Source organism: Acidimicrobiia bacterium (assembly GCA_041676705.1).
Taxonomy (GTDB): domain Bacteria; phylum Actinomycetota; class Acidimicrobiia; order Acidimicrobiales; family SKKL01; genus Actinomarinicola.
This window is the reverse complement of sequence record JBAYRL010000005.1, coordinates 90,253-109,261: the sequence shown is the minus strand read 5'-3', so window position 1 is coordinate 109,261 and position 19,009 is coordinate 90,253. Positions and strand designations below refer to the sequence as shown.

Genomic DNA, 19,009 nt, shown 5'->3' with positions numbered 1-19,009 from the left:
TCGGGCCTAAGTACGCTTTTAAACTACAATGTCCCCGATAGGACTCGGAGGCGACCCAGGTAACGCCATCGTGTGCGCGGCGGGAAAGTCAGCCAGTTTTCGATTTGGAAGGTAGCGAACCGTGAGTGACGTTCGCATTGATGCACTAGTACGGGACGGTGATACCGCCCCCCTTCTCGCGTGGCTCGATGACACGCATCCGCTTGAAATCGCTGATGAACTGACCCGATTAGACCTCACTGAAACCGCCGTAGCATTTCGATTACTCGATCGAGAACGAGCCTTAGAGGTTTTTGAAGCACTCGACCCGTTCTATCAACAACGTGTGCTGGATGGCCTGCGCGACGACCGCGTTATCACCATTCTTGAAGATCTAGACCCTGACGACCGGGCGCGTCTGATGGGTGAGATGCCAGCCATGGTGGCCAAACGCCTCTTAGGTGCCCTAAGTGCTGACGAACGAGCACTAACCACACTCTTGTTGGGTTATCCCGAAGAATCTGCTGGTCGTTTGATGACGCCCGAGTTCGTATCTCTTCGTGAGTCGATGACCGTAACCGAAGCCATGGAAAAAATCCGTCGCGAAGGTTTAGACGCCGAAACTGTTTACGCGTTACCGGTACTCGATGATCACCGCCGGCTCATTGGCATCACCGGCTTAAAGTCGTTGGTCTTAGCTTCACCTGACACCTTGGTGGGCGATTTAATGACCACCGAAGTTCACCACATCTCGACCGACAGTGACCAAGAACAAGCGGCCCGCTTGGTGAGTGAAGCCGGGCTGATTGCTCTTCCGGTGGTGGATTCAGAAGATCGTTTGGTTGGGGTAATTACCGTTGACGATGCTTTGCGAGTGTTAGAGCAAGAAGAAACCGAAGACTTCGCCCTGTCAGGTGGTTCAAGCCCACTAGGTTCCCCCTACCTTTCGGTCAGTGCTTACCGTTTGGCCCGGTCTCGCGCTGGTTGGCTGTTGGTGCTTATTGCCACGGCGGTTTTGACAGTGAACGTATTACAGGCCTTTGAAGACACCTTGGCCAAAGCTGCCAGCCTGGTACTTTTTATTCCGCTCCTCACCGACACCGGTGGCAATTCTGGCGCACAATCATCGACAGCTGTTATTCGTGCTATGGCAGTGGGAGAAGTACGACCTGGCGACTTGCCTCGAATCGTGTGGCGTGAAGCCGCCGCTGGGGTGATGACCGGCCTAGTGCTGGCAACCGCGGCTGCGATTCCAGTTTCGCTGATTTACGATGCCAAGTTGGCGCTGGTGATTTGGTCGACCTTGTTGGTTATCTGCACCTGGGCCACCTCAGTTGGTGCCATGTTGCCCCTAATTGCCCGTAGAGTAGGAGTAGATCCGGCGGTGATTTCGGCACCATTTATTACCACTTTGGTGGATGCCACCGCCCTGATCATCTATTTCATGATCGCCAAACTTGTTCTAGGAATCTAGGCACCGCCATGTCTGTGTTAGACACAACCGCCTCCATCGAAGCCGCCCGAAGACGCACCTTCGCCATTATTTCTCACCCTGACGCCGGTAAAACGACGCTAACCGAGAAGTTTTTGTTGTATGGCGGTGCCCTCACCTCGGGTGCCGGAGCCGTTAAGGCCCGTGGTAGCCGTAAAGCGGCCACCTCTGACTGGATGGAACTAGAACAGAAGCGGGGAATCTCGATCACCTCGACCGTGCTCCAGTTTCCCTACCGAGAGTGCATAGTCAACCTGCTAGACACCCCCGGACACCGCGACTTTTCAGAAGACACCTACCGTGTTCTAGCCGCTGCCGACGCCGCCGTGATGGTCCTCGACGCCGGTAAAGGCATTGAGCCTCAGACTTTGAAGCTTTTTGAGGTATGTCGAGAGCGTGAGATGCCGACTCTCACTTTCATCAACAAGTGGGACCGCCCCGGACTCGACCCCCTTGAACTGCTCGATGAGATTGAAAGCACTTTAGGCATTCAACCCGTGCCTGTAACTTGGCCAGTCGGCATTGCCGGTGATTTTCGTGGGGTTATCGACCGACGCGACAACACCTTTATCCGTTTCACCCGCACCGCTCATGGTGCTACCGAAGCAGGCGAAGAACGAATGAGCGCCGCCGAGGCGGCAGCGTCGGAAGGCCCAGCGTGGCAGGCCGCTATCGACGAGCTGGCCCTCTTAGATGAGGTTGGCGCTGGCCTTGATGACGAGCTGTTTCAAGCTGGCATGATCACCCCCGTCTATTTCGGTTCCGCCCTTACCAACTTTGGGGTGCGACTGATGCTTGACGGTGTGGTTGATATGGCACCTAGCCCCACTTCGTGGCCTGATGTTGCTGGCAACCTGCGGCCCCTTGATGCTCCATTCTCGGGCTTCGTTTTCAAGGTTCAGGCCAACATGGACCGCGCCCATCGCGATCGTTTGGCATATTTCCGAGTCTGCTCTGGGCATTTCCAACGCGGCATGATGGTTACCCACGACCGTACCGGTAGAACTTTTGCAACAAAATATGCTCAACAGGTTTTCGGCCAAGACCGCGAAACCTTGGAAGATGCATGGCCAGGGGATGTGGTCGGGTTAGTCAACGCCACCGATTTGCGCATTGGCGACACGATTTGGGCTGATAAGCCAGTCACTTTCCCCGGCATTCCCAGCTTTGCGCCCGAGCTGTTTTCTATCATCCGGGTACGAGATGTGGGTCGCTTCAAACAGTTCCGTTCGGGCATTCACCAATTAGATGAAGAAGGCGTAGTGCAGGTGCTGCGCGACCCCGACATTGGAGATCAGGCCCCCACTCTGGCGGCGGTGGGCCAGATGCAATTTGAGGTGGCAATTCATCGTTTGGAAAACGAGTTCGGTGCGCCGGTAGAGCTAAGCCCGACCTCGTACACCATTGCCCGACGCACCGACGCCCAGAGCGAATCGGCCTTGCGGGCCATGCGCGGCGTTGACGTGCTGCAACGTGCCGATGGCACCCGATTGGCGCTTTTCGAATCGAGTTATTGGTTGGCCCGGGTGGAAGCCGACCATCCTGAGTTGACCTTAGAACGCCTTATTGCCGACGGGGTTCATTAACCCCGCTTCGCCCACGCTGCCCTACTCTTGACATCGCTTGGCAAGGTTGAAATGCTCTAGCCGAGTGACCAAGACCGGTTAGTGGCCAGGTTCGCCTAATGGTTGCTGCCGATATAACGTGCCCGAGCACGAAACCGATTGGGCGGTTCGTTGTACTCCTCTATAGCGTGAGCTATCCAGCCTGCTGATCTAGCGACAGAAAATATCGCCTCACCAGCACCTTGGTCCATGCCAGCCACGTGCGCCAAAGCCGCCAATGCGAAATCAACATTGGGTTGCGCTGGTGCCCCTTCGGACATGACTTCAATTACGGCGTCCACTTCAGACAATCGCTCTTTCTCACGGGCCAGATTGCGCACCATAGCCAGTAGCACTGCGCCTCGAGGATCGCCGTTGGGATACAAAGGATGCCCAAAACCAGGTACGGCCTGACCGTGACGAAGATGGTCAGAAATTATGCGCCCCACCCGGTCAAGATCTACCCGGCCCAGATTGTTGGCTTGGACCGCAGCTAAGAGTTGTTGTACCGCGGCGCTCACCGTTCCGTGCAAACTTCCGCTAAGCACACCGAGACCAGAAGAGACCACCGCATATGGGTCGGCTCGGGTTGAGGCCGCCACGCGAGCGGCGATCGTAGAGGCTGCCAATTCGTGATCGGCGAGCAGAACCAAAGCTGCATTTAAGGCCTGAATCCACTCGGGTTCGGCCGGGTAGGGGCACAATCTGGGCCATAGGCGTTCAGCAAGTGGCGCTATTTGTGTTGCTGGTGCTGTTAGGTTTTGGCGAAGTGGCAGGGAATCAACCATGGTCGCAATTAGACGCCGAGCAGTGTGAGCCACGCCTCGAGGACGGAGGTCGTGGCGAAGCGAGTGGGTGGCCCCAGCTACGGCGACCGCGACTCGCAGCTGGTCGCCAGAGGTGGAAGAAACCGGCAGGCGAGCCACTTCGCTTGCGATCAGCTCGGCTGATTTAATGCTGGCCTGCCAAGGGATAGCAGCCCCATCGTTGAAGTCATTGGTTTCGCCCAGCCAAAGCCATTCCGCCACCCATTCGAACGGTTTTTCAATGCATAGCTCGGCAACGTTGCGACCACGGTAAAAGAACGAATCGTCATAGATAGCAGTGATGCTGGTATCGATTATTACTTCCAGGCGGTCGCGTTCGCTGGGCCTACGATTCCGTTTAACAAGCTGCTCAATGTCGCTAAGGGCGAAGAGGCTGGTTCGCCCGTCTAGAGCCCGATGGCTGGGCAGCATGCCTCTGCTCACATAGGCATACAGCGTTTCGACCTTGACCCCTAAACGCGCAGCCGCTTCACGGGCAGTGAGGGTCGGTTCGCTTAAATCCGAGTGGGTTTTATCTGCCATTTGCCGTCCTTCTTGCCGCCGTATTGACTCTATCATGATTGATTGAATCAACGTTGACAATGCTTGATCTAGTAGCCATGCTGGAAGTAGCAATTACAAGGAGTCTTCACCTGTGTCCACTATGGAAAGCCATCAGCCAGCACCTAGCCATTCCGATGGTCTTGATAATGGTGTCGAAGCTAGAAAGCACACCGAAGATCCGCTCATCAAAGTGCCCGCTGGGCTAAAAGGTGTGGTGGCCGCAGAAACCGCTATTGGGGATGTACGCGGTCGCGAGGGTTTCTATCATTATCGCCAATATTCCGCTGTTGAACTGGCCAAACATAAGCGGCTCGATGAAGTGTGGCACTTGTTTGTAGAGGGATCGTTGCCTACGGCCGCTGAACGCCAAGCCTTCAAAGCCCGTACCGATGAATTACGTGGAGCGCCGTTGCCCGCAACGGTTCTGGAAGCCTTGCCCAACATTGCGGCGGCTGGTGCGGTTGGGCCCCTTGATATGTTGCGTAGTGCCGTGTCGTTGTTGGCCGCGGCAGAAGGTTTTGCTCCGGTGCTCGATTTGGATCGTGCCACCATTGCCCAACAAGGTTTGCGCGTGGTGGCCACTATGCCCGCTTTAGCAGCTGGCCTGTATCGCGCTTCGCATGGCCTGCCGGTTCTGTCGGCTGACCCGAACCTCGACTGGGTGAGCGACTACATACGTATGATCACCGGCGAGGTACCTTCGGCTAAACATGCTCGAGCTGTTGAGCGTTACTTGATTGCGACCATTGACCACGGTTTCAACGCTTCAACCTTTACCGCTCGAGTAATCGCCTCCACGGGGGCCGATGTTGGCGCCGCGATGGTGGGTGCTATTGGGGCATTGTCGGGCCCGCTGCATGGTGGTGCCCCATCGCGAGCGCTCGACACCCTTGATGAAATTGGCTCCGTTGAACATATCGACGAATGGGTGCGACCACGGGTGGAAGCGGGCGAAAAGATGATGGGGTTCGGCCATGCGGTATATCGAACCCAAGATCCAAGGTCAGAGCTTTTGCATGAATGCGCCCATGAACTGGGCGGAGAGCTAGTGGAATTTGCCGAGGTGGTAGAGCGCCGAGTCGTTGAAATTTTGGCAGAGCTCAAACCTGGGCGTGAGCTGTACGCCAACGTCGAGTTTTATGCTGGCGTGGTAATGGAGCTGGCTGGGGTGCCACGAGAAATGTTCACACCGACTTTTGCCACTAGTCGTGCCATTGGTTGGAGCGCACACATTTTGGAACAAGTGGAAGCCAATAAAATTATCCGGCCAAGCGCCTTATACGTGGGGCCAGCGGCACCGGCACCGCTCCCCCTTTAATCTCACACGTTTCCCTTCGGTTCCTTAGCGTTTCCATCTGGTGCCGCAGGGTTTGCCTCGGGTGCCGCGGCGCTTCTTCAATATTTTAGGGATGCGCCAGGGCGTTCTTTAGAAACTCGACTTGAAGAAGTAGCAGGTTTTCGGCCACTTCTTCTTGAGGAGTCATATGGGTTACGCCTGAAAGAGGCAATACGGTATGCATTCGGCCTGCTTCTAATAGCGCCCGGGAAAGTGTCAGCGTATGGGCCATAACCACGTTGTCGTCGGCCAAACCATGGATGAGCATCAATGGGCGTTCAAGTTGTGGGGCAAGCGGTATCAGGTTGGTGCGAGCATAATTTTCGGGTTCTTCGTCGGGATGGCCCAGGTAACGTTCGGTGTAGGCCGTGTCGTACAAACGCCAATCCGTCACCGGTGCCCCGGCCACCGCGGCATGAAAAATATCGGGGCGTTTCAGCACTGCTAAGGCCGCTAGGTAGCCACCAAAAGACCAGCCTCGGATGGCAACCCTGGTGAGGTCGAGCCTCGATTGTGCTTGGGCGGCGGCCATCAGACCGTCGATTTGGTCTTCTAAGACGGGGGCCGCCAGGTCACCGTGGACTTCTCTTTCCCAGGCCGGGCCGCGAGCGGGTGTGCCGCGGCCGTCGATTACTAGCACCGCGAACCCTTGGTTCGCTAACCATTGCGATGCCCAAAAAGCGCTTTGGGCTTGTAGCACCCGCTGGGCGTGAGGCCCGCCGTAGGGATCGAGCAACACGGGCAGCTTTTCTTTGATGCCCAGGCGTTCTTCGGGGAGGAGAAGGGCGGCGCGGAGTCGGCGCTCGCCAAGCTCTAAGAGTTGGATGTTGAGGTTTTCCTCCGGAACTTCAGCGTATGAAGCAATGGTGTGTAGCGAGGTTTCGTTTCCGCTGGTGGTGTTGTGGGGGGAACCTGTTTGGGTGCCGAGATGGCTGGTAGCCGGTTGGGTGCGTTCTATTTCATTGTTCGGCTGGTTGGTCGCGGCGAGGACTTGTGCTGCTGGGCCCACGGTCAGTGAGGCGCCGGCGGTCGCGAGGTTCTGGGCGGTTAAGGCCAGAGTTTCGCCACTGCGAATAGCGCTATAAACCCCGGGTTCTGGGGTTAACACCGTGTGGGTACCATCCCAGGCAACCTCTACCAGTAGGGCCATGGTGGGGTCGTCTGCAGAAGCGGTTACCAAAACACCGTTATCGTCGGTGTCGATTAGGGCTCGTACTTGAAGATCGTCGCTGCTTAAGGGCTGGCCATCGACCATCACCCGCCGGGCGTTGCCTTCATCGGCCACCGTGACTAGTTGGTTTTCGTGCCATTGCGGGCTGCCAGGCACCACTTCCACCCAATAGCCGTTTTCGTGGCGCAACAATTCCGAGGTTTCACCAGTTTCCACATCGACAGCCAAGAACACCATGGTGGTCTGGGCTCGATTCAGCACTGCTAGCACTGGCGGGTGATCTTTCGCCCAGGTGACCCGAGCCAGGTAGGGATAGGTTTCGTTATCCCACGCTATGTCGATTCGGCTATTGGTGTTGGTGAAGATAGCGAGCGAGCAGGCCGCGTTGTTGGTTCCGGCGGCCGGGTAGCGGATTGGCCGAGGCGGTTGTTCGGGTTCTGCTGGCGAAGCGATATACCAGGTTGCAACCGGTGTCTCGTCGACCCGTTCGGCAATCAAGGCGTTTCCATCAGGGGCCCACCAGAACCCTCGGGTACGGGAAAGTTCTTCGGCGGCAATAAAATCGGCAGCGCCCCAGCTGATGTCGGGTTCACTAGCCACAATTGTCTCACCGGGCATAGCGGTGGTGTTTGGGGTTGGGTTGTTGGTGAGCGTGGTTGGCGGGCTGTTGGGGTCGACGGCAGTAACCGAGGTAGACGCTATTGCGGCTTCAATGTCGAGTTTGCGAAGGGTGCCGTCTACTACGTAGGCGACGTGGGTGCCGGTGGGGTTTAGCTGAGGGTCGTATGCTCCTGGCGATGCGGGTAGTTCGTGGGTGGAGCGATGGTCAACATCCACCAAAAACAAGCGTCCACCGAGTGCCGCCACCGCCCGATCGCCTTGGTTGGAAATCGAATAGGCCACCACACCTTCACCGGTTTCACGGGCACGTTCTCGCCGAGCTTGCTCCGCAGCGGGCAGGTTTTCGTCAACCTCTAGGTGTTTCGGGTCGAGTAAACAGGTTTCTTCCCCCGAAGCAGTGTGGTACAGCCACAGAGAATGCACGGGGTCGATGCCGGTTTCGCTACGTAGGAAGAAGAGGCGGTCGCCGGTTTTGTTGAGAGTTGGGGTGCGGGGGGCGCCAAGGGTGAAGCGACGAGTGCGGGCGTTTTGGCGAGGAAATGACATTTACACGTGGTTAGCTGGCCGTCTTGGTGTCGGCGTCTTCGCTTTGAGGTGGAATTACCAGCACTGGAAGTCCGGCGTGGTGCACAACATGGCTGCTTACCGAACCCAGAATTACTCGGCCCAGGAAACCCCGTCCCCGGCTACCCATTACCACCAGGTCGGCATTCAGTTCTTTGGCTACCACCACAATTTCTGTGGCTGGATCACCCCAAACAACCCTGAGCTCAGTGTCCTGGGGAAGATTGGCCTGCTTGCGGGTTTGGGCAAGGTTTTCTTTGATTTCCGCTACCAGCTCTTGGCCCGCATCGCCGGTGTCACCAGTGTTCATGGCCAAAACATCGGGGGCGACAAGGCCACTCCCGCTCATGGGCGTTGCCGGTGGGGCGGCCACATGCAAAAGCACCACCCGCTTGTCCGCTACCGGAAGGTTGTTAGCAGCCCACCTCACTGCCCGTCGTGACGCCTGGGAACCATCATCGGCAATCAAAATTACTTCCATGCAAAGTGTCCTAACCGGGTCTTGGATTTACTGAAATGGTTGCATGCTTGCGGTGACTAATGCCACTCATGGCCGTAGTCGACTTAACTTAGGCGTTTCGCCTAGCATGTACTCCGCCGGGGGCGTAGCTCAGTTGGCAGAGCGGCGGCTTTGCAAGCCGTAGGTCGTGGGTTCGATTCCCATCGCCTCCACCAAAGGGTCGTTGTTCAAACCGGCGACATTACCGGTTTGACGTCCAGATTCCGTCGTGGCTCGCTGTCGGGCGAGCGCGGCGCTTTGGACGTCAGGGTTGATCAGGCTGTTGAACGGTTCGCCGGGCTGTCCGGTCACGGTGTTGTCGGGCATGACGATGAGCTTGTCGAAGAAGGCTTGGTTGGCCAGGCGGCGCAGTGAGTCGTCCATGCTCATGTAGATCGCGTGGCTGTCTCCGGCAAGGGCGAGGCAGCCTTCAAGATGGGCCTTGGCCTGGTCGCACTGAATGTCTCCGGCGTTGATCTGGGCGTCGAGGAACGCGACGCGACGGGCGCTCGCGTGGAGCCTTTCGAACTCAGAGGTGACCAGCTCGCGGAGCGCGGTGACGATGTTCTCGGGTATATGCACCCGGCGGTCGACGTCCTCGACGGCGGCTTCGATGTCGGGCACGAACATCGACTTGCGTTCGCAGGTGGTGGCTTCGCCTCAATAACGGGTTCCGGGTCGTGCGGTCATGAGGTCGGCGAACACCAATGGTGCGCCGTCGAGGGTGGCGGTCAGAACGCCGTCCTTGTGCACCGTGAGAACGACGGTCGGAATATTGACGGGCGGCTGGTCGGGTTCGCTTCGCTCTCTGGCCGGCAGGTGCACGCCTGCCGGCCAGAGAGCTACTGAGAGAAGGAGGCTTAACCCTCAATGGCCGGAAGAACGCGCCACGGCTGAGCATCGAGCGCGTCGAGTACGGCTCGCGGCGCTGTAGCGAGTGTCGCCAGACCGACCAGTTTGGTGGGGAACGCGGTGGGGGCCGTATCGAAGCCTGCCTCATCGAATCTGGTGGTGAATCTTTCTCTTAGTGCCAGAGGCAATCCAGCGGCAATCTCTGTTTCGAGCCTGCGCGCCTCGGTTGCCAGTACCGTGACCTCCCTGAATTGAAATCGCTCGAGTTTCCCCGTCGGCTGTGGCGCAGGCTTGGACGTGGCCTCCCACAACCGTGCGGTCGCGTCCAGCACCCACGAGTCGGTCGCATCCACGGCTAGAGGTATCGGAATCCCTTGAACGGCTCGTATTGCACTCGGTTCGATAGCCAGAGAGACGCTTGACGGGTCCTCATGAACGTTCACGTACCTGAGCACGTTGGTTCCGGGAGCGCACACTTCGGCCAGATAGGCGTCACCTACGAAGTTCGTGGGCTCCTGGTGTACACCCGGCTCAATCACGCAGTTGGGATCAAGCTGTACGCGGTAGAGGTAGAACTGGTCGTCAAAGCTGTCTTGGTCATCCATGCGCCGGAACATGTTCTCGATCGCTGCCTCATACGTGCCGACGTGCAGCGCCTTGGTCTTCTGCCGACTCGCCCAAGCTTCAACCCCAGAGCACATCGCTTCCATGCGGCGCTTGGTGACATCAGTCAATAGTGCAGCCGGGTCGAAGTTCCTGTTTGGCCAGCTCTGATGGGTCGATGAATGATACCAGGAGAACTTCCGCGTGGCCGCGTCGTCTAGCGAGGGGTCTTCGGGGTCCGCGCAGAAGTCTGGGCGGTCCTCGCCTTGGCAATCAGTGTCGCAGGCAGGGCAGCCTTCAAGAGCCTGGTTGAAGCGGTCCAGCCACTCAGCAGTCACATGCCATTCATGGCGACATGATCCACAGCGCATGCGGCGGGGCCGCTCGAAGTTGATTGCTCGCTCGATCACCGTTCCAGTATCACACGAGCGTATGACATTCCTAGATTATGCGGGTCGTGGTGTCGAACAGGACCAGCTAGTCGGGTGCATCTGGTGATGGACGGCGAAGAAGCGTTCCTTGATCTGCCACAAGCCTTGGCCGGTGCCCAGGCTGGGGAGTAGATGCTATTCGGTGCCGGTCAACCCAAGAGTCTTGGCCGGGAGGGTGAGTTGATTGGACTCCTGCCGGTAGCTCACTCTCATTTCGGCGCTGGCGAGCAAGCTGTTCGCCAACGAGCATATGGCCAAGGCGTGATCGCCCACGTTGTCGAGATCGCTCAGTCTGTGGAAGACGAGCACGTTCGCCAGGCCGTAGTGGCAGCCGAGCCGCCAGTGGGCATCCATCCGGCGCAGCAAGGCGGGGTGGGCAATGAGTCGCCAGGCTTCCTCGTGGATCATCCGTCGTTTCCCCCCATCGGGGTCCATCAGAGCGACTTCCCCGAGCCCACGATACCGGCGAGGATCATGTTCGGTGCCGTGATGATACCCTGCCGGTACAGCTCCCACCGGAGTACATGCCCTGCCCTACGAACGCTCCCCGGCTGCCGAAGCCGCCTTCGGCGAGGAACGGATACTGGGCCGACAACACGGTGCTGGTGTCCTGGTGACGCTGGAGCCGGAACCGTCCCGGCGTGCGCGGTCTTGCGCTCATGGGCACCAGCGATTTGGTCGAGCACCTGCCGGAGCGAGCGCATCCCCGAGCACAGGTCACCGATAACCCCGTACATCTCCGCGGGTTGATCGAAACCTCGGCTGGCGTGAGCCAATCCCCGCAGCGCCTCGGACGCCTCAGCGGCGTCGGCGGTCGAATCGAAGAACGTGGGCATGGCGGACCTCCTGAGTCGTGTTACTCGAAGGTGCGCACCCGAGCCTGTGGTAGAGTCTCGTCTACGTAGCGGATGCCATGGATGGGCTGGAGGATCATAACCTCGATTCGCACAAAAACAGTGGAGACCCAGGTTCGACTCCTGGCTCCGGCGAAGCCGGATGTAGCTCAATGGGTACAGAGCCCCCGTGTTCTTTTCACCACGATGTCGCGGTCCAGTACCCTGACTGTCTTGCCGCTAGTTCGAGTTCTTCCCCGCTCAGATTTAGCCCGCCAAGGTAGTGGAATCGTGCAAACCCCAAGAGCCCGCGTTTCCATTGCCTGCTATTGCGTGGGTGCTCGGCAGATTCGGCGAAATCGGCAACGGCAATCCCGGCCCAAGTCTCTCTGCTCAACTTCTGCCCCAGAATTTCGTTTAGGCGCCGCGCCCCCTCCTTCGTGACGGCGAACGCAGCGATCAAATGGCCGATTGTGAAGTGCAGCTTCCCCTCCTTCATCATCGAACTGAGCGGCGCCATTGTCAGTTGTTCCCATCGCTCGCGCTGCGCATCCGTCAACGAGTCCAGTACCTCAGTCACTTCCGCTGTCACATGGCCTGCGTGATGAATCTGGGCGTTCCGAACACAACGAAGTACGTGGAAGAGAGGGATCACATCAGCTGGTTCCGCGACGCCGGCGGCGTCGAAGAAGGTCTTGTGCATGCGTCCGGCGTTCAAGGCACCCCAAGACTGTGACACTGCATAGCCTGCATCGCTCAGCATGGCGATCGCGTCTTTGACGAAGGCCTCATAGACCGCCAGTGCGTACGGAATTGCCACTGCCGCGAGGTGCGCATCGGCGTCGAGTAGGAGCTGGGATGCCCTGTCCGGCAGCAGGTTGAAACGGTCGATTTCGTTCACGGCTGGAAAGAGTCCAGGGAGCTGATGTGGAGAGCCGCTGTGCAGCTGGAGGTTGTGCGCGGCCAGCCGAGAGCCTGCAAGAAGAGCGATCATGGCGTTGTTCGCCTCTACCCGCGCGTCGACATACGCCCGGTACCGCGCAAAGTTGATCTCACTCATACCCCCAAGTTTCGCGCACCTCACCTGAAAGCCGCAGCAAGTCGGCGCGGATAATCGCGCCAGCAGCGAGCACGTCACACCTTCCGGCACAGCGGCAATGCAGCGGGGTTGATACGCCGTCATACGTGAAACCGTGATGTCGGTCGTGAGGATCATCAGCGGCTCATCGCCGCTCCAGTCGATGCCTACATGCAGGCAGTACTCGTCGTTCCCGGTGGCTTCGGCAGTGGCTCGGATCAGTCCCATGAAGTCGGCGATAGTGCACTCGACTGCGGCCGACTGAACCTGCGAGCCCTCGAAGTAACCTTCGCTACTCATACGATGCCCGCCGACAGCGGCTGCCGTGTGACCGAACCGTCGTGATGGATGCTCAGCCACACCTCCTTCCACCTCGAGCGTTCACCAGTCACGGTGTTGACCGCTACCTAGCGCCTCAAGCCCGTGCGAGGGTTGTGCCAATCCACGCTCTTCAGTGGGTGAATCCCTCCTCCACCGGCGTAGGTCAGAGCAAGCTGTTGTACCTGGGACAGCACCTCCCGTGCCTGATCGCGACACAGCCGTTCCCGGATACGTGGCCCATGCGGATGAGCAGTAGCAATCAACCAAGCTCGCTTATCGGTATCTCGGCCGCTGGCTATCTCAGAGAACAGACTGTTCAGCGCCTCAGTAGCATGCCGCCTTTCATCGAATCGCGCCCGGTACATCGCCTCGATCTGCCGTTCTTTCATCCACACGGTGTCTGAATTGTTGCGGATAGGCGCACCGAAGTAGTCGTTGCGGTAGATCAGGTGAGGGCCGTCGACACTTGGTGGGATCTGAACCACGACTGCACGTTTGTGACCGTCTCCAAGACGATAGGTATTCAGTCCGAAGATGGGCGGTGAAATGCCAGAGATCGCCGCTCTGCGCAAAGTCCGCTCGTAGGTCTCATCACACTCGCCTGCATCAATACGATCGGTTGCTATCTTCTGAGACTCACGTACGCCAAGAACTATCAACCCACCACGGCTGTTGGCCCTAGCTGCGACATCCTTGGGGAAGTCCGTTTGTGACAGACCCTTGGCAGGAGGAAGTTCAGATTTCCAGTCCAGGTCGGTCGTCTCCGCTGCACCGACAGCCACGGCGGCGTCCAGTAGCTCGTTGGTCAGGGGCCCGGGCTCAGCCTCGACAGCGCGGTGAAGTGCAGTAAAGTCCATGCCCTCGCGGATACAAAGTATATGGGACCCAGATCATCGTGTTCGTTGATAACCACGCTGTCAGACCCTGTACCCTCACATGCGGGGATACCAGCACCAGCAGGACCACTTCAACCCTTGAGGCAGCCCAACGTCAGCGATTACCTGTACAACCCTCGTCCGTTTCAGGTTGGATAATCCAGAAGAGCTCCAGAGTCCGGGCCCGCACACTTGCCGGGCACACCACCCCAGTAGTGATCGAACCTCTAGAGCGGATCCGGTCTGTCAGCTCGTGCACAGACACTCACACCGCCATCGTAGCGCCGACCATAAACCCGATTGAGGCACTCCCACGCCCTCGTAATGACAATCTGCCATTACGGACACCAGAATCTTGGCACGGTCAACCAGAGTTTTGGTAGCACCGTTGCTAGGTAGTACCCATTATGTTCGCAAACCGCTACTGAGTTTGAGAGCAAGACAATCCCGGCAGGTCACGACACCGCAACGGACCTCGGTTAGCACTGCCAGTAGACAAAGAGTCTGGTCGCACCCCTCCCATCAACTATTGTTGCGGGCATCGTTAGTAGGGATTATTGCGGATGGCACAGACTACGAGTGCATTTCCGTCTAATGCGGGAGAACACCAAGATATGATTAGCGGTTCCCAAACCGAGCCAAACTTTGCCCTCGGTACGTTCCGGACCACCGCTAGCCACACAATTGGTGTCCCACATCTCGTTGAGTTGCTACGTGCTGTACCCCCGGACAGTCCGACCTATGCCTACAAAGATGCTGTCGTTGAAGCTAATATCCTAGGCCGCTCAACGCAATCTGGTCGGAGGCGATCATTCCGTCATCTCCGTGAGCTATATATCCTGAACCCAAACAGTAGTGCATTCCGGGCATTACGCTATCTGTGGGACCTTGACCCGAAAGCGCAACCATTGCTGGCTGGCATTCTGGCCTTCACCCGCGATGAGATCCTCCGAGCCTCTTTCAGCGCGGTTGCAAGCACTCAAATTGGCTCCCTGGTGACCTCAGCCGATCTTACGGAAGCGGTACGCACCCAGTTCGGTAACGAAATGTCTGAGGCAACGCTAGGCAAGACTGGGCGCAACACCGGAGCCTGCTGGACCCAGACCGGTCATCTCGCGGGTCGTGCCAAGAAGGTGCGCACCGACGTGGAAGCCCGCCCAGCGGCCATCGCGTATGCGGCGTACCTGGGGTATCTCGCCGGCGGACGAGGCCTCGGCGTGCTCGACAACCCTTGGTCGCAAATTCTGGGGCTGGCCCCCGGCCGCACGTTGGAAGCGCTGCGTGACGCGCACACCCAAGGTCTCCTTGACCTGCTCGTTGCGGGCAACATGGTCGATGTGTCCTTCCCGACTTTCGGGGGCGTCGCATGAGCCGCGTCTCCGATCTCGTCGATGCCTACAAGGCCGAGTTGCCCTTGGCGTGGAAGGACAATGTCTCGGGTGGTGAGCGCGTCTGGATGCTCGTCTACCCGCCCGACTTGGAACGCCAAATGCGGCACGCTCTGCCGAGCATCGAGTTGGCGACTACCCAGGCCGGCCGCGTCTGGGCTGTACTTGACGTCACCGACGACTTCGGGCGCTGGCTGTCCGCTCATCGGCATGCGGAAGCCTTCTACGAGGACCCGAGCGACCTCACTCAGTCGATCCTGGATCAGTTTGAGACAACACTTGTCGCGCGCATCCGCCAGACTCTCGAAACGGCACCTAAGAACGCTGTCGTGGCACTCGTTGGCATCGGCTCGATCTTCCCGTTCCTGCGAGCATCGAGCGTGATCAAGTCCGTCGAGTCCGCGGTCACCGGACGCTTTCTCGTTCTCTTCCCCGGGCTTCACGACCCGGAGACTCATTCATTCCGCTTGGTCGACGCGCGCGATGGGTTTAACTACCGCGCTCGTGTCATCGATCCACAGAAGGACATCGCGTGACGACCAACAACAACCTCTTCGTCCGGCCCCCACTCAGCTTCGAGATTCCGAACGACGGCGTAACCAATGTGGACCGTCCCGAGGACTCCAACCAGTGGGATGTCCTCAAGTACGAGTTGGAGAGCTTCGTCTGCGAGGGTGAGTACGAGCACGGACTCCAGCGCATCCTTGACTCCTACACCGGGCATCGGAATCGGACGACGCAGCCTGCCGTGTGGGTGTCGGGCTTCTACGGCAGCGGCAAGTCCCACCTCGTCCGCGTCCTCCAGCACCTGTGGGCCGATACGAAGTTTCCGAACGGCGCGACCGCGCGCGGTCTGACGAACATCCCCCAGGGCATCCAGGACCAGTTGACGGAGCTGACAACTCTGGGCCGACGCGACGGCGCCGCACCCTGGGCCGCAGCAGGTGCACTCGACCGCAGCGGCGAGACCCTCAACTCGGTGTTCCTCTCGATCGTCCTCGGCGCGGCAGGACTGCCAACGCGTGTCGCCCCCGCGCAGGTTGCGCTGTGGCTTGCGGGGAACGGGCACCTCGACGCCGTTCGTGACCACGTTGCGGCCAACGGCGGCGACCTCATCGAGGAGCTGGGTGAGTACAACCTCAGCACGCTGCTCGCGAATGCGATCCTCGTTGCCGACCCGCAGTTTGCCGCGACGGCCAAGGACGTGCGCGCCGCGCTGCGCAGCCAGTTCCCGCCGGACACCCGCTCGTTCTCCACGGACGAGACGATCGCGCTGCTCAAGAAGATTCTTGAGTACGTCGGCGGTGGCCAAATTCCGCCGTCGCTGGTCGTCCTCGACGAGGTGCAGCAGTACATCAGCGGCGACGGCGGCCGAGCGATGGAAGTGCAGAACCTCGTCGAGTCCGTGTCACGCGAACTGAACGGTCGAGTGCTGCTCGTCGCCACCGGCCAGCAGGAACTGACGGCTGATTCGACACTCCAGAAGATTCAGGACCGCTTCACCGTCAAAGTAGTGCTCAAGAACCAGGACGTCGACGCCGTTGTCCGCCGTGTGCTCCTCAGCAAGGAGCCCGCCAGGAAGCCTGCTCTTGACGCCACGTTGGCGTCAGTTGCCGGGCAGATTTCCCGCCAACTCATCGGCAGCAAGATTCAGCACACCGCGGCGGACGACAAAGACCTCGCCGAGGACTACCCGTTGCTCCCGGTGCGTCGCCGTTTCTGGGAGAGCGTGCTCCGCCAAGCGGACGCCGGCCGCGCCGGTCAGCTGCGCTCCCAGCTCCGCATCGTGCATGAGGCGAACCGCAAGGTCGCCCCCGAACCGGTGGGCACCGTGGTCGGCGCCGACTTCCTGTACTCGCAGAAGAACGAAGACCTCAACGGCGCGGGCCGGCTCCTCAAGGAGACGCAGACGCTGATCCATGAGCAGGGGCAGAAGGACCCACTGCGCGGCCGCATCCTCGGCCTCATCCACCTCATCGGCCTGCTCCCTACGTCGGGCCACGGCGACATCGGCGTCCGCGCGACGACAGACCATCTCGTCGACCTCCTCGTCGAGGACCTCGCCCACGATGGTGACCAGCTCCGGCAGCAGGTGCCCGTCGCGCTTGGAGCCCTCGCCGACGAGGGTGTGCTCCAGCAGGACGGCGAGGAGTTCCGCCTTCAAACTAAGGCGGGCCGTGAGTGGGACGAGGCATTCCGCAGGCACCACGCGCAAGTCACCGACAGCGAGGTGAGCACGGAGCGCGACTCGCTGCTACTCGCAGAGGTCAACCGGGCGCTGCCCGCTTCGATCCAGCAGGGGCGTGCCAAGGAATCCCGCAAGCTCGCGCTGCACACCGACGCCTCGCTTCCGCCGGAGTCTGATGCGATCCCGGTGTGGCTCCGCTCGGAGTGGGACGAGGGCATAACTGCGAAGCAGTTCGACGAGGCCGCGCGCAGCCTCGGCATCGAGTCGCCAATCGTTCTCGTACACCTTCCCCGACTCCAGGCTCCAGCGTTCGCCGCGGCAGTCCGTAACAAGCTCGCCGCGCAGCGCGTGATCGACCAGCAGGGAATCCCGCAGGACGACGAGGGTAAGCAGGCACGAAGCGCGATGCAAACCCGCCTCAACCGGGCGACGGATCAGGTAAACGCCCATGTTCGTGACGTGATCTCCAAGTCGAACGTACTCCTCGGGGGTGGCACGGCACCGAACGGAATCTCACTGCGCGAACGCATCGAGGCAGGCGCGCAGTCCGCCGCGACCCGCCTGTTCCCACGATTCTCCGAAGCCGACGACAACCGGTGGTCGATGGTTAGGGACCGAGTGAAGAACGGGTCGGCAGCTGACGCGCTGAAGGTGCTCCAGTTCGATGCCGACCCAGAGCAGCATCCCGTGGTCAAAGAGATTCTCGGCCACGTCGGCCCGGCGGGCACGTCCGCGAGTGAGGTCGAGAAGGCCGTGATATCGAAGCCGCTCGGCTGGCCGCGCGACGCACTCATGGCCTCCCTCGGCGTGCTCCTAGACACAGGAGTGATCCGTGCGACGCTCAACGGGAGCGATGCGACCACGGCCGATGTACTCAAGCAGACCCGCCTCGGCAACGTGCAACTCCGCCGCGAGGTCACGGTGCTCAAGCCCGCCGAGAAGATCCAGGCCCGCCAGGTGCTGAGCAACCTCGGCTTCCCGACCGACAACGACGGACTCGTCTCGGCCGCCGAACAGGCCGTCAAGTCGCTCGTCGACCGCGCGAAAGGCGTGAGCGGGCCTGCTCCGCTGCCTGACATCACAGTGCCAGGCAGCATTCAGGTGATCGTGAGCTCGTCGGGAAACGACCGTGTGCACGCCCTGCTGGCAGCGAAGAGTGACCTCACGAGCTTCAGCGACCAACTCGGAGACCTGGAACTTAGGCTCAAGAGTCGCACACCCTCGCTCGAACTGGCGCGTTCGCTTGCATCCTCGGCCACGGAGCTGGAGTCCGCGGCGGCGGCCCGTGAGCGGCTCGACGCACTGGCCGCGAGCCGTGATCTCCTCACCGAGGCCGATCCAGTCGCCCCGATCGTGAAAGAACTCGCCGAGGCGCTCCGCGATGCCATCCACGAAGCGGCAGTTGCGTTGCGCGACGCCCGCGCGACGGCTGTCGCCGGCCTCGAACAGCAGCCAGCATGGACGGCTCTCGACGAAGCGCAGCGCGAGGCTCTCCTCACGGAACATCATCTCGGCATCGAGGCGGAGCCCAACCTTGCAGATGCTGCTGCCGTCCTGAGTGCGGCGCAGACTCGGCCGCTCCAGGGGTGGACCGCTGAACTCGACGCCATCCCGCAACGGGCTTCGCGGGCGCTGGAAGCGGCCATTCAGATCACGACACCTGCGGCCAAGACGGCCACAGTGCGGGTTTCGACGGCGAGCCTGAGCAGCGCCGACGAGGTCGAGCGCTACATCGCGGCCCTGCGGATGCAGCTTCTCGACGCCCTGAACAGCGGCAACGACACCGTGGTGGTGAAGGGCTGAC

Annotated in this window: 15 protein-coding genes, 1 tRNA gene and 1 pseudogene; 10 read left to right on the top strand and 7 right to left on the bottom strand. The window is 59.9% G+C overall.

Annotation, left to right across the window (positions count from 1 at the left end):
* Positions 1–121: 121 nt before the first annotated feature.
* Together mgtE and WC184_09250 are read left to right on the top strand one after the other, a co-directional pair.
* Positions 122–1,453, top strand: coding sequence for a magnesium transporter (gene mgtE / locus WC184_09255; GenBank protein ID MFA7478066.1), 1,332 nt, complete (start codon positions 122–124; stop codon positions 1,451–1,453).
* An 8-nt stretch (positions 1,454–1,461) separates the two neighbouring features.
* On the top strand, positions 1,462–3,057 hold the full coding sequence (locus WC184_09250) for a peptide chain release factor 3 (GenBank protein MFA7478065.1): 1,596 nt from the start codon (positions 1,462–1,464) through the stop codon (positions 3,055–3,057).
* A gap of 95 nt (positions 3,058–3,152) precedes the next feature.
* Here WC184_09250 and WC184_09245 read toward each other — a convergent pair whose 3' ends face one another.
* Positions 3,153–4,424: a citrate synthase gene (locus WC184_09245; GenBank protein ID MFA7478064.1), complete on the bottom strand. Its 1,272-nt coding sequence runs from the start codon at positions 4,422–4,424 to the stop codon at positions 3,153–3,155.
* A gap of 112 nt (positions 4,425–4,536) precedes the next feature.
* On the opposite strand from WC184_09245, the gene WC184_09240 reads away from it, so the two are divergent.
* Positions 4,537–5,763 carry a citrate synthase gene (locus WC184_09240; GenBank protein ID MFA7478063.1) on the top strand — a complete coding sequence of 409 codons (1,227 nt, stop codon included), beginning with the start codon at positions 4,537–4,539 and terminating at the stop codon, positions 5,761–5,763.
* 85 nt (positions 5,764–5,848) lie between these two features.
* Here the strand turns inward: WC184_09240 and WC184_09235 are convergent, their stop codons facing one another.
* The gene (locus tag WC184_09235) at positions 5,849–8,119 is read right to left on the bottom strand and encodes a prolyl oligopeptidase family serine peptidase (protein MFA7478062.1); all 2,271 of its coding nucleotides are present in this window, start codon (positions 8,117–8,119) and stop codon (positions 5,849–5,851) included.
* 10 nt (positions 8,120–8,129) lie between these two features.
* Entirely contained in the window at positions 8,130–8,618 is a 489-nt protein-coding gene (locus WC184_09230; protein MFA7478061.1) for a universal stress protein, read from the bottom strand.
* A 118-nt stretch (positions 8,619–8,736) separates the two neighbouring features.
* Between WC184_09230 and WC184_09225 the strand changes: the two genes are divergently transcribed.
* The 3 genes from WC184_09225 to WC184_09215 all read left to right on the top strand — a co-directional run bounded on the left by WC184_09225 (position 8,737) and on the right by WC184_09215 (position 9,485).
* Positions 8,737–8,812, top strand: a tRNA-Ala gene (locus WC184_09225).
* Positions 8,813–8,846: 34 nt separating this feature from the next.
* Entirely contained in the window at positions 8,847–9,011 is a 165-nt protein-coding gene (locus tag WC184_09220; protein MFA7478060.1) for a hypothetical protein, read from the top strand.
* 24 nt (positions 9,012–9,035) lie between these two features.
* Complete coding sequence (locus tag WC184_09215) at positions 9,036–9,485, top strand: hypothetical protein (GenBank protein ID MFA7478059.1); 450 nt, start codon at positions 9,036–9,038, stop codon at positions 9,483–9,485.
* Between the two features lie 11 nt (positions 9,486–9,496).
* On the opposite strand, the gene WC184_09210 is transcribed toward WC184_09215, so the two are convergent.
* A complete protein-coding gene (locus WC184_09210) occupies positions 9,497–10,501 on the bottom strand; it encodes a hypothetical protein (GenBank protein ID MFA7478058.1) in 1,005 nt (334 codons plus the stop codon).
* A 31-nt stretch (positions 10,502–10,532) separates the two neighbouring features.
* Positions 10,533–11,168: pseudogene (locus WC184_09205) on the bottom strand (hypothetical protein).
* Between WC184_09205 and WC184_09200 the strand changes: the two are divergent.
* On the top strand, positions 11,164–11,427 hold the full coding sequence (locus WC184_09200; GenBank protein MFA7478057.1) for a hypothetical protein: 264 nt from the start codon (positions 11,164–11,166) through the stop codon (positions 11,425–11,427). The pseudogene WC184_09205 and the gene WC184_09200 overlap by 5 nt on opposite strands.
* A 127-nt stretch (positions 11,428–11,554) precedes the next feature.
* On the opposite strand, the gene WC184_09195 is transcribed toward WC184_09200, so the two are convergent.
* Positions 11,555–12,733, bottom strand: coding sequence for a hypothetical protein (locus tag WC184_09195; protein ID MFA7478056.1), 1,179 nt, complete (start codon positions 12,731–12,733; stop codon positions 11,555–11,557).
* A gap of 107 nt (positions 12,734–12,840) precedes the next feature.
* Positions 12,841–13,611 carry an ATP-binding protein gene (locus WC184_09190; GenBank protein ID MFA7478055.1) on the bottom strand — a complete coding sequence of 257 codons (771 nt, stop codon included), beginning with the start codon at positions 13,609–13,611 and terminating at the stop codon, positions 12,841–12,843.
* A 581-nt stretch (positions 13,612–14,192) separates the two neighbouring features.
* On the opposite strand from WC184_09190, the gene WC184_09185 reads away from it, so the two are divergent.
* Genes WC184_09185 through brxC form a run of 3 tightly spaced genes read left to right on the top strand, consistent with a single transcriptional unit; the run spans position 14,193 to position 19,008 of the window.
* Positions 14,193–14,999 carry a hypothetical protein gene (locus WC184_09185; protein ID MFA7478054.1) on the top strand — a complete coding sequence of 269 codons (807 nt, stop codon included), beginning with the start codon at positions 14,193–14,195 and terminating at the stop codon, positions 14,997–14,999.
* Positions 14,996–15,553 (top strand): BREX protein BrxB domain-containing protein, encoded by a 558-nt coding sequence (locus WC184_09180; protein ID MFA7478053.1) that lies wholly within the window; start codon positions 14,996–14,998, stop codon positions 15,551–15,553. The genes WC184_09185 and WC184_09180 overlap by 4 nt, the downstream gene beginning before the upstream one ends.
* Complete coding sequence (gene brxC, locus WC184_09175) at positions 15,550–19,008, top strand: BREX system P-loop protein BrxC (protein ID MFA7478052.1); 3,459 nt, start codon at positions 15,550–15,552, stop codon at positions 19,006–19,008. Before WC184_09180 ends, brxC begins: the two co-directional genes overlap by 4 nt.
* The last annotated feature ends 1 nt before the right edge of the window (position 19,009 follow it).

Excerpts from the sequence above, each read along its gene's own strand:
- WC184_09250 (MFA7478065.1), top strand. The coding sequence starts at position 1,462 with ATGTCTGTGTTAGACACAACCGCCTCCATCGAAGCCGCCCGAAGACGC.
- WC184_09245 (MFA7478064.1), bottom strand. The coding sequence starts at position 4,424 with ATGGCAGATAAAACCCACTCGGATTTAAGCGAACCGACCCTCACTGCC.
- WC184_09235 (MFA7478062.1), bottom strand. The coding sequence starts at position 8,119 with ATGTCATTTCCTCGCCAAAACGCCCGCACTCGTCGCTTCACCCTTGGC.
- WC184_09230 (MFA7478061.1), bottom strand. The coding sequence starts at position 8,618 with ATGGAAGTAATTTTGATTGCCGATGATGGTTCCCAGGCGTCACGACGG.
- WC184_09195 (MFA7478056.1), bottom strand. The coding sequence starts at position 12,733 with ATGAGTAGCGAAGGTTACTTCGAGGGCTCGCAGGTTCAGTCGGCCGCA.
- WC184_09190 (MFA7478055.1), bottom strand. The coding sequence starts at position 13,611 with ATGGACTTTACTGCACTTCACCGCGCTGTCGAGGCTGAGCCCGGGCCC.
- WC184_09185 (MFA7478054.1), top strand. The coding sequence starts at position 14,193 with ATGGCACAGACTACGAGTGCATTTCCGTCTAATGCGGGAGAACACCAA.
- WC184_09180 (MFA7478053.1), top strand. The coding sequence starts at position 14,996 with ATGAGCCGCGTCTCCGATCTCGTCGATGCCTACAAGGCCGAGTTGCCC.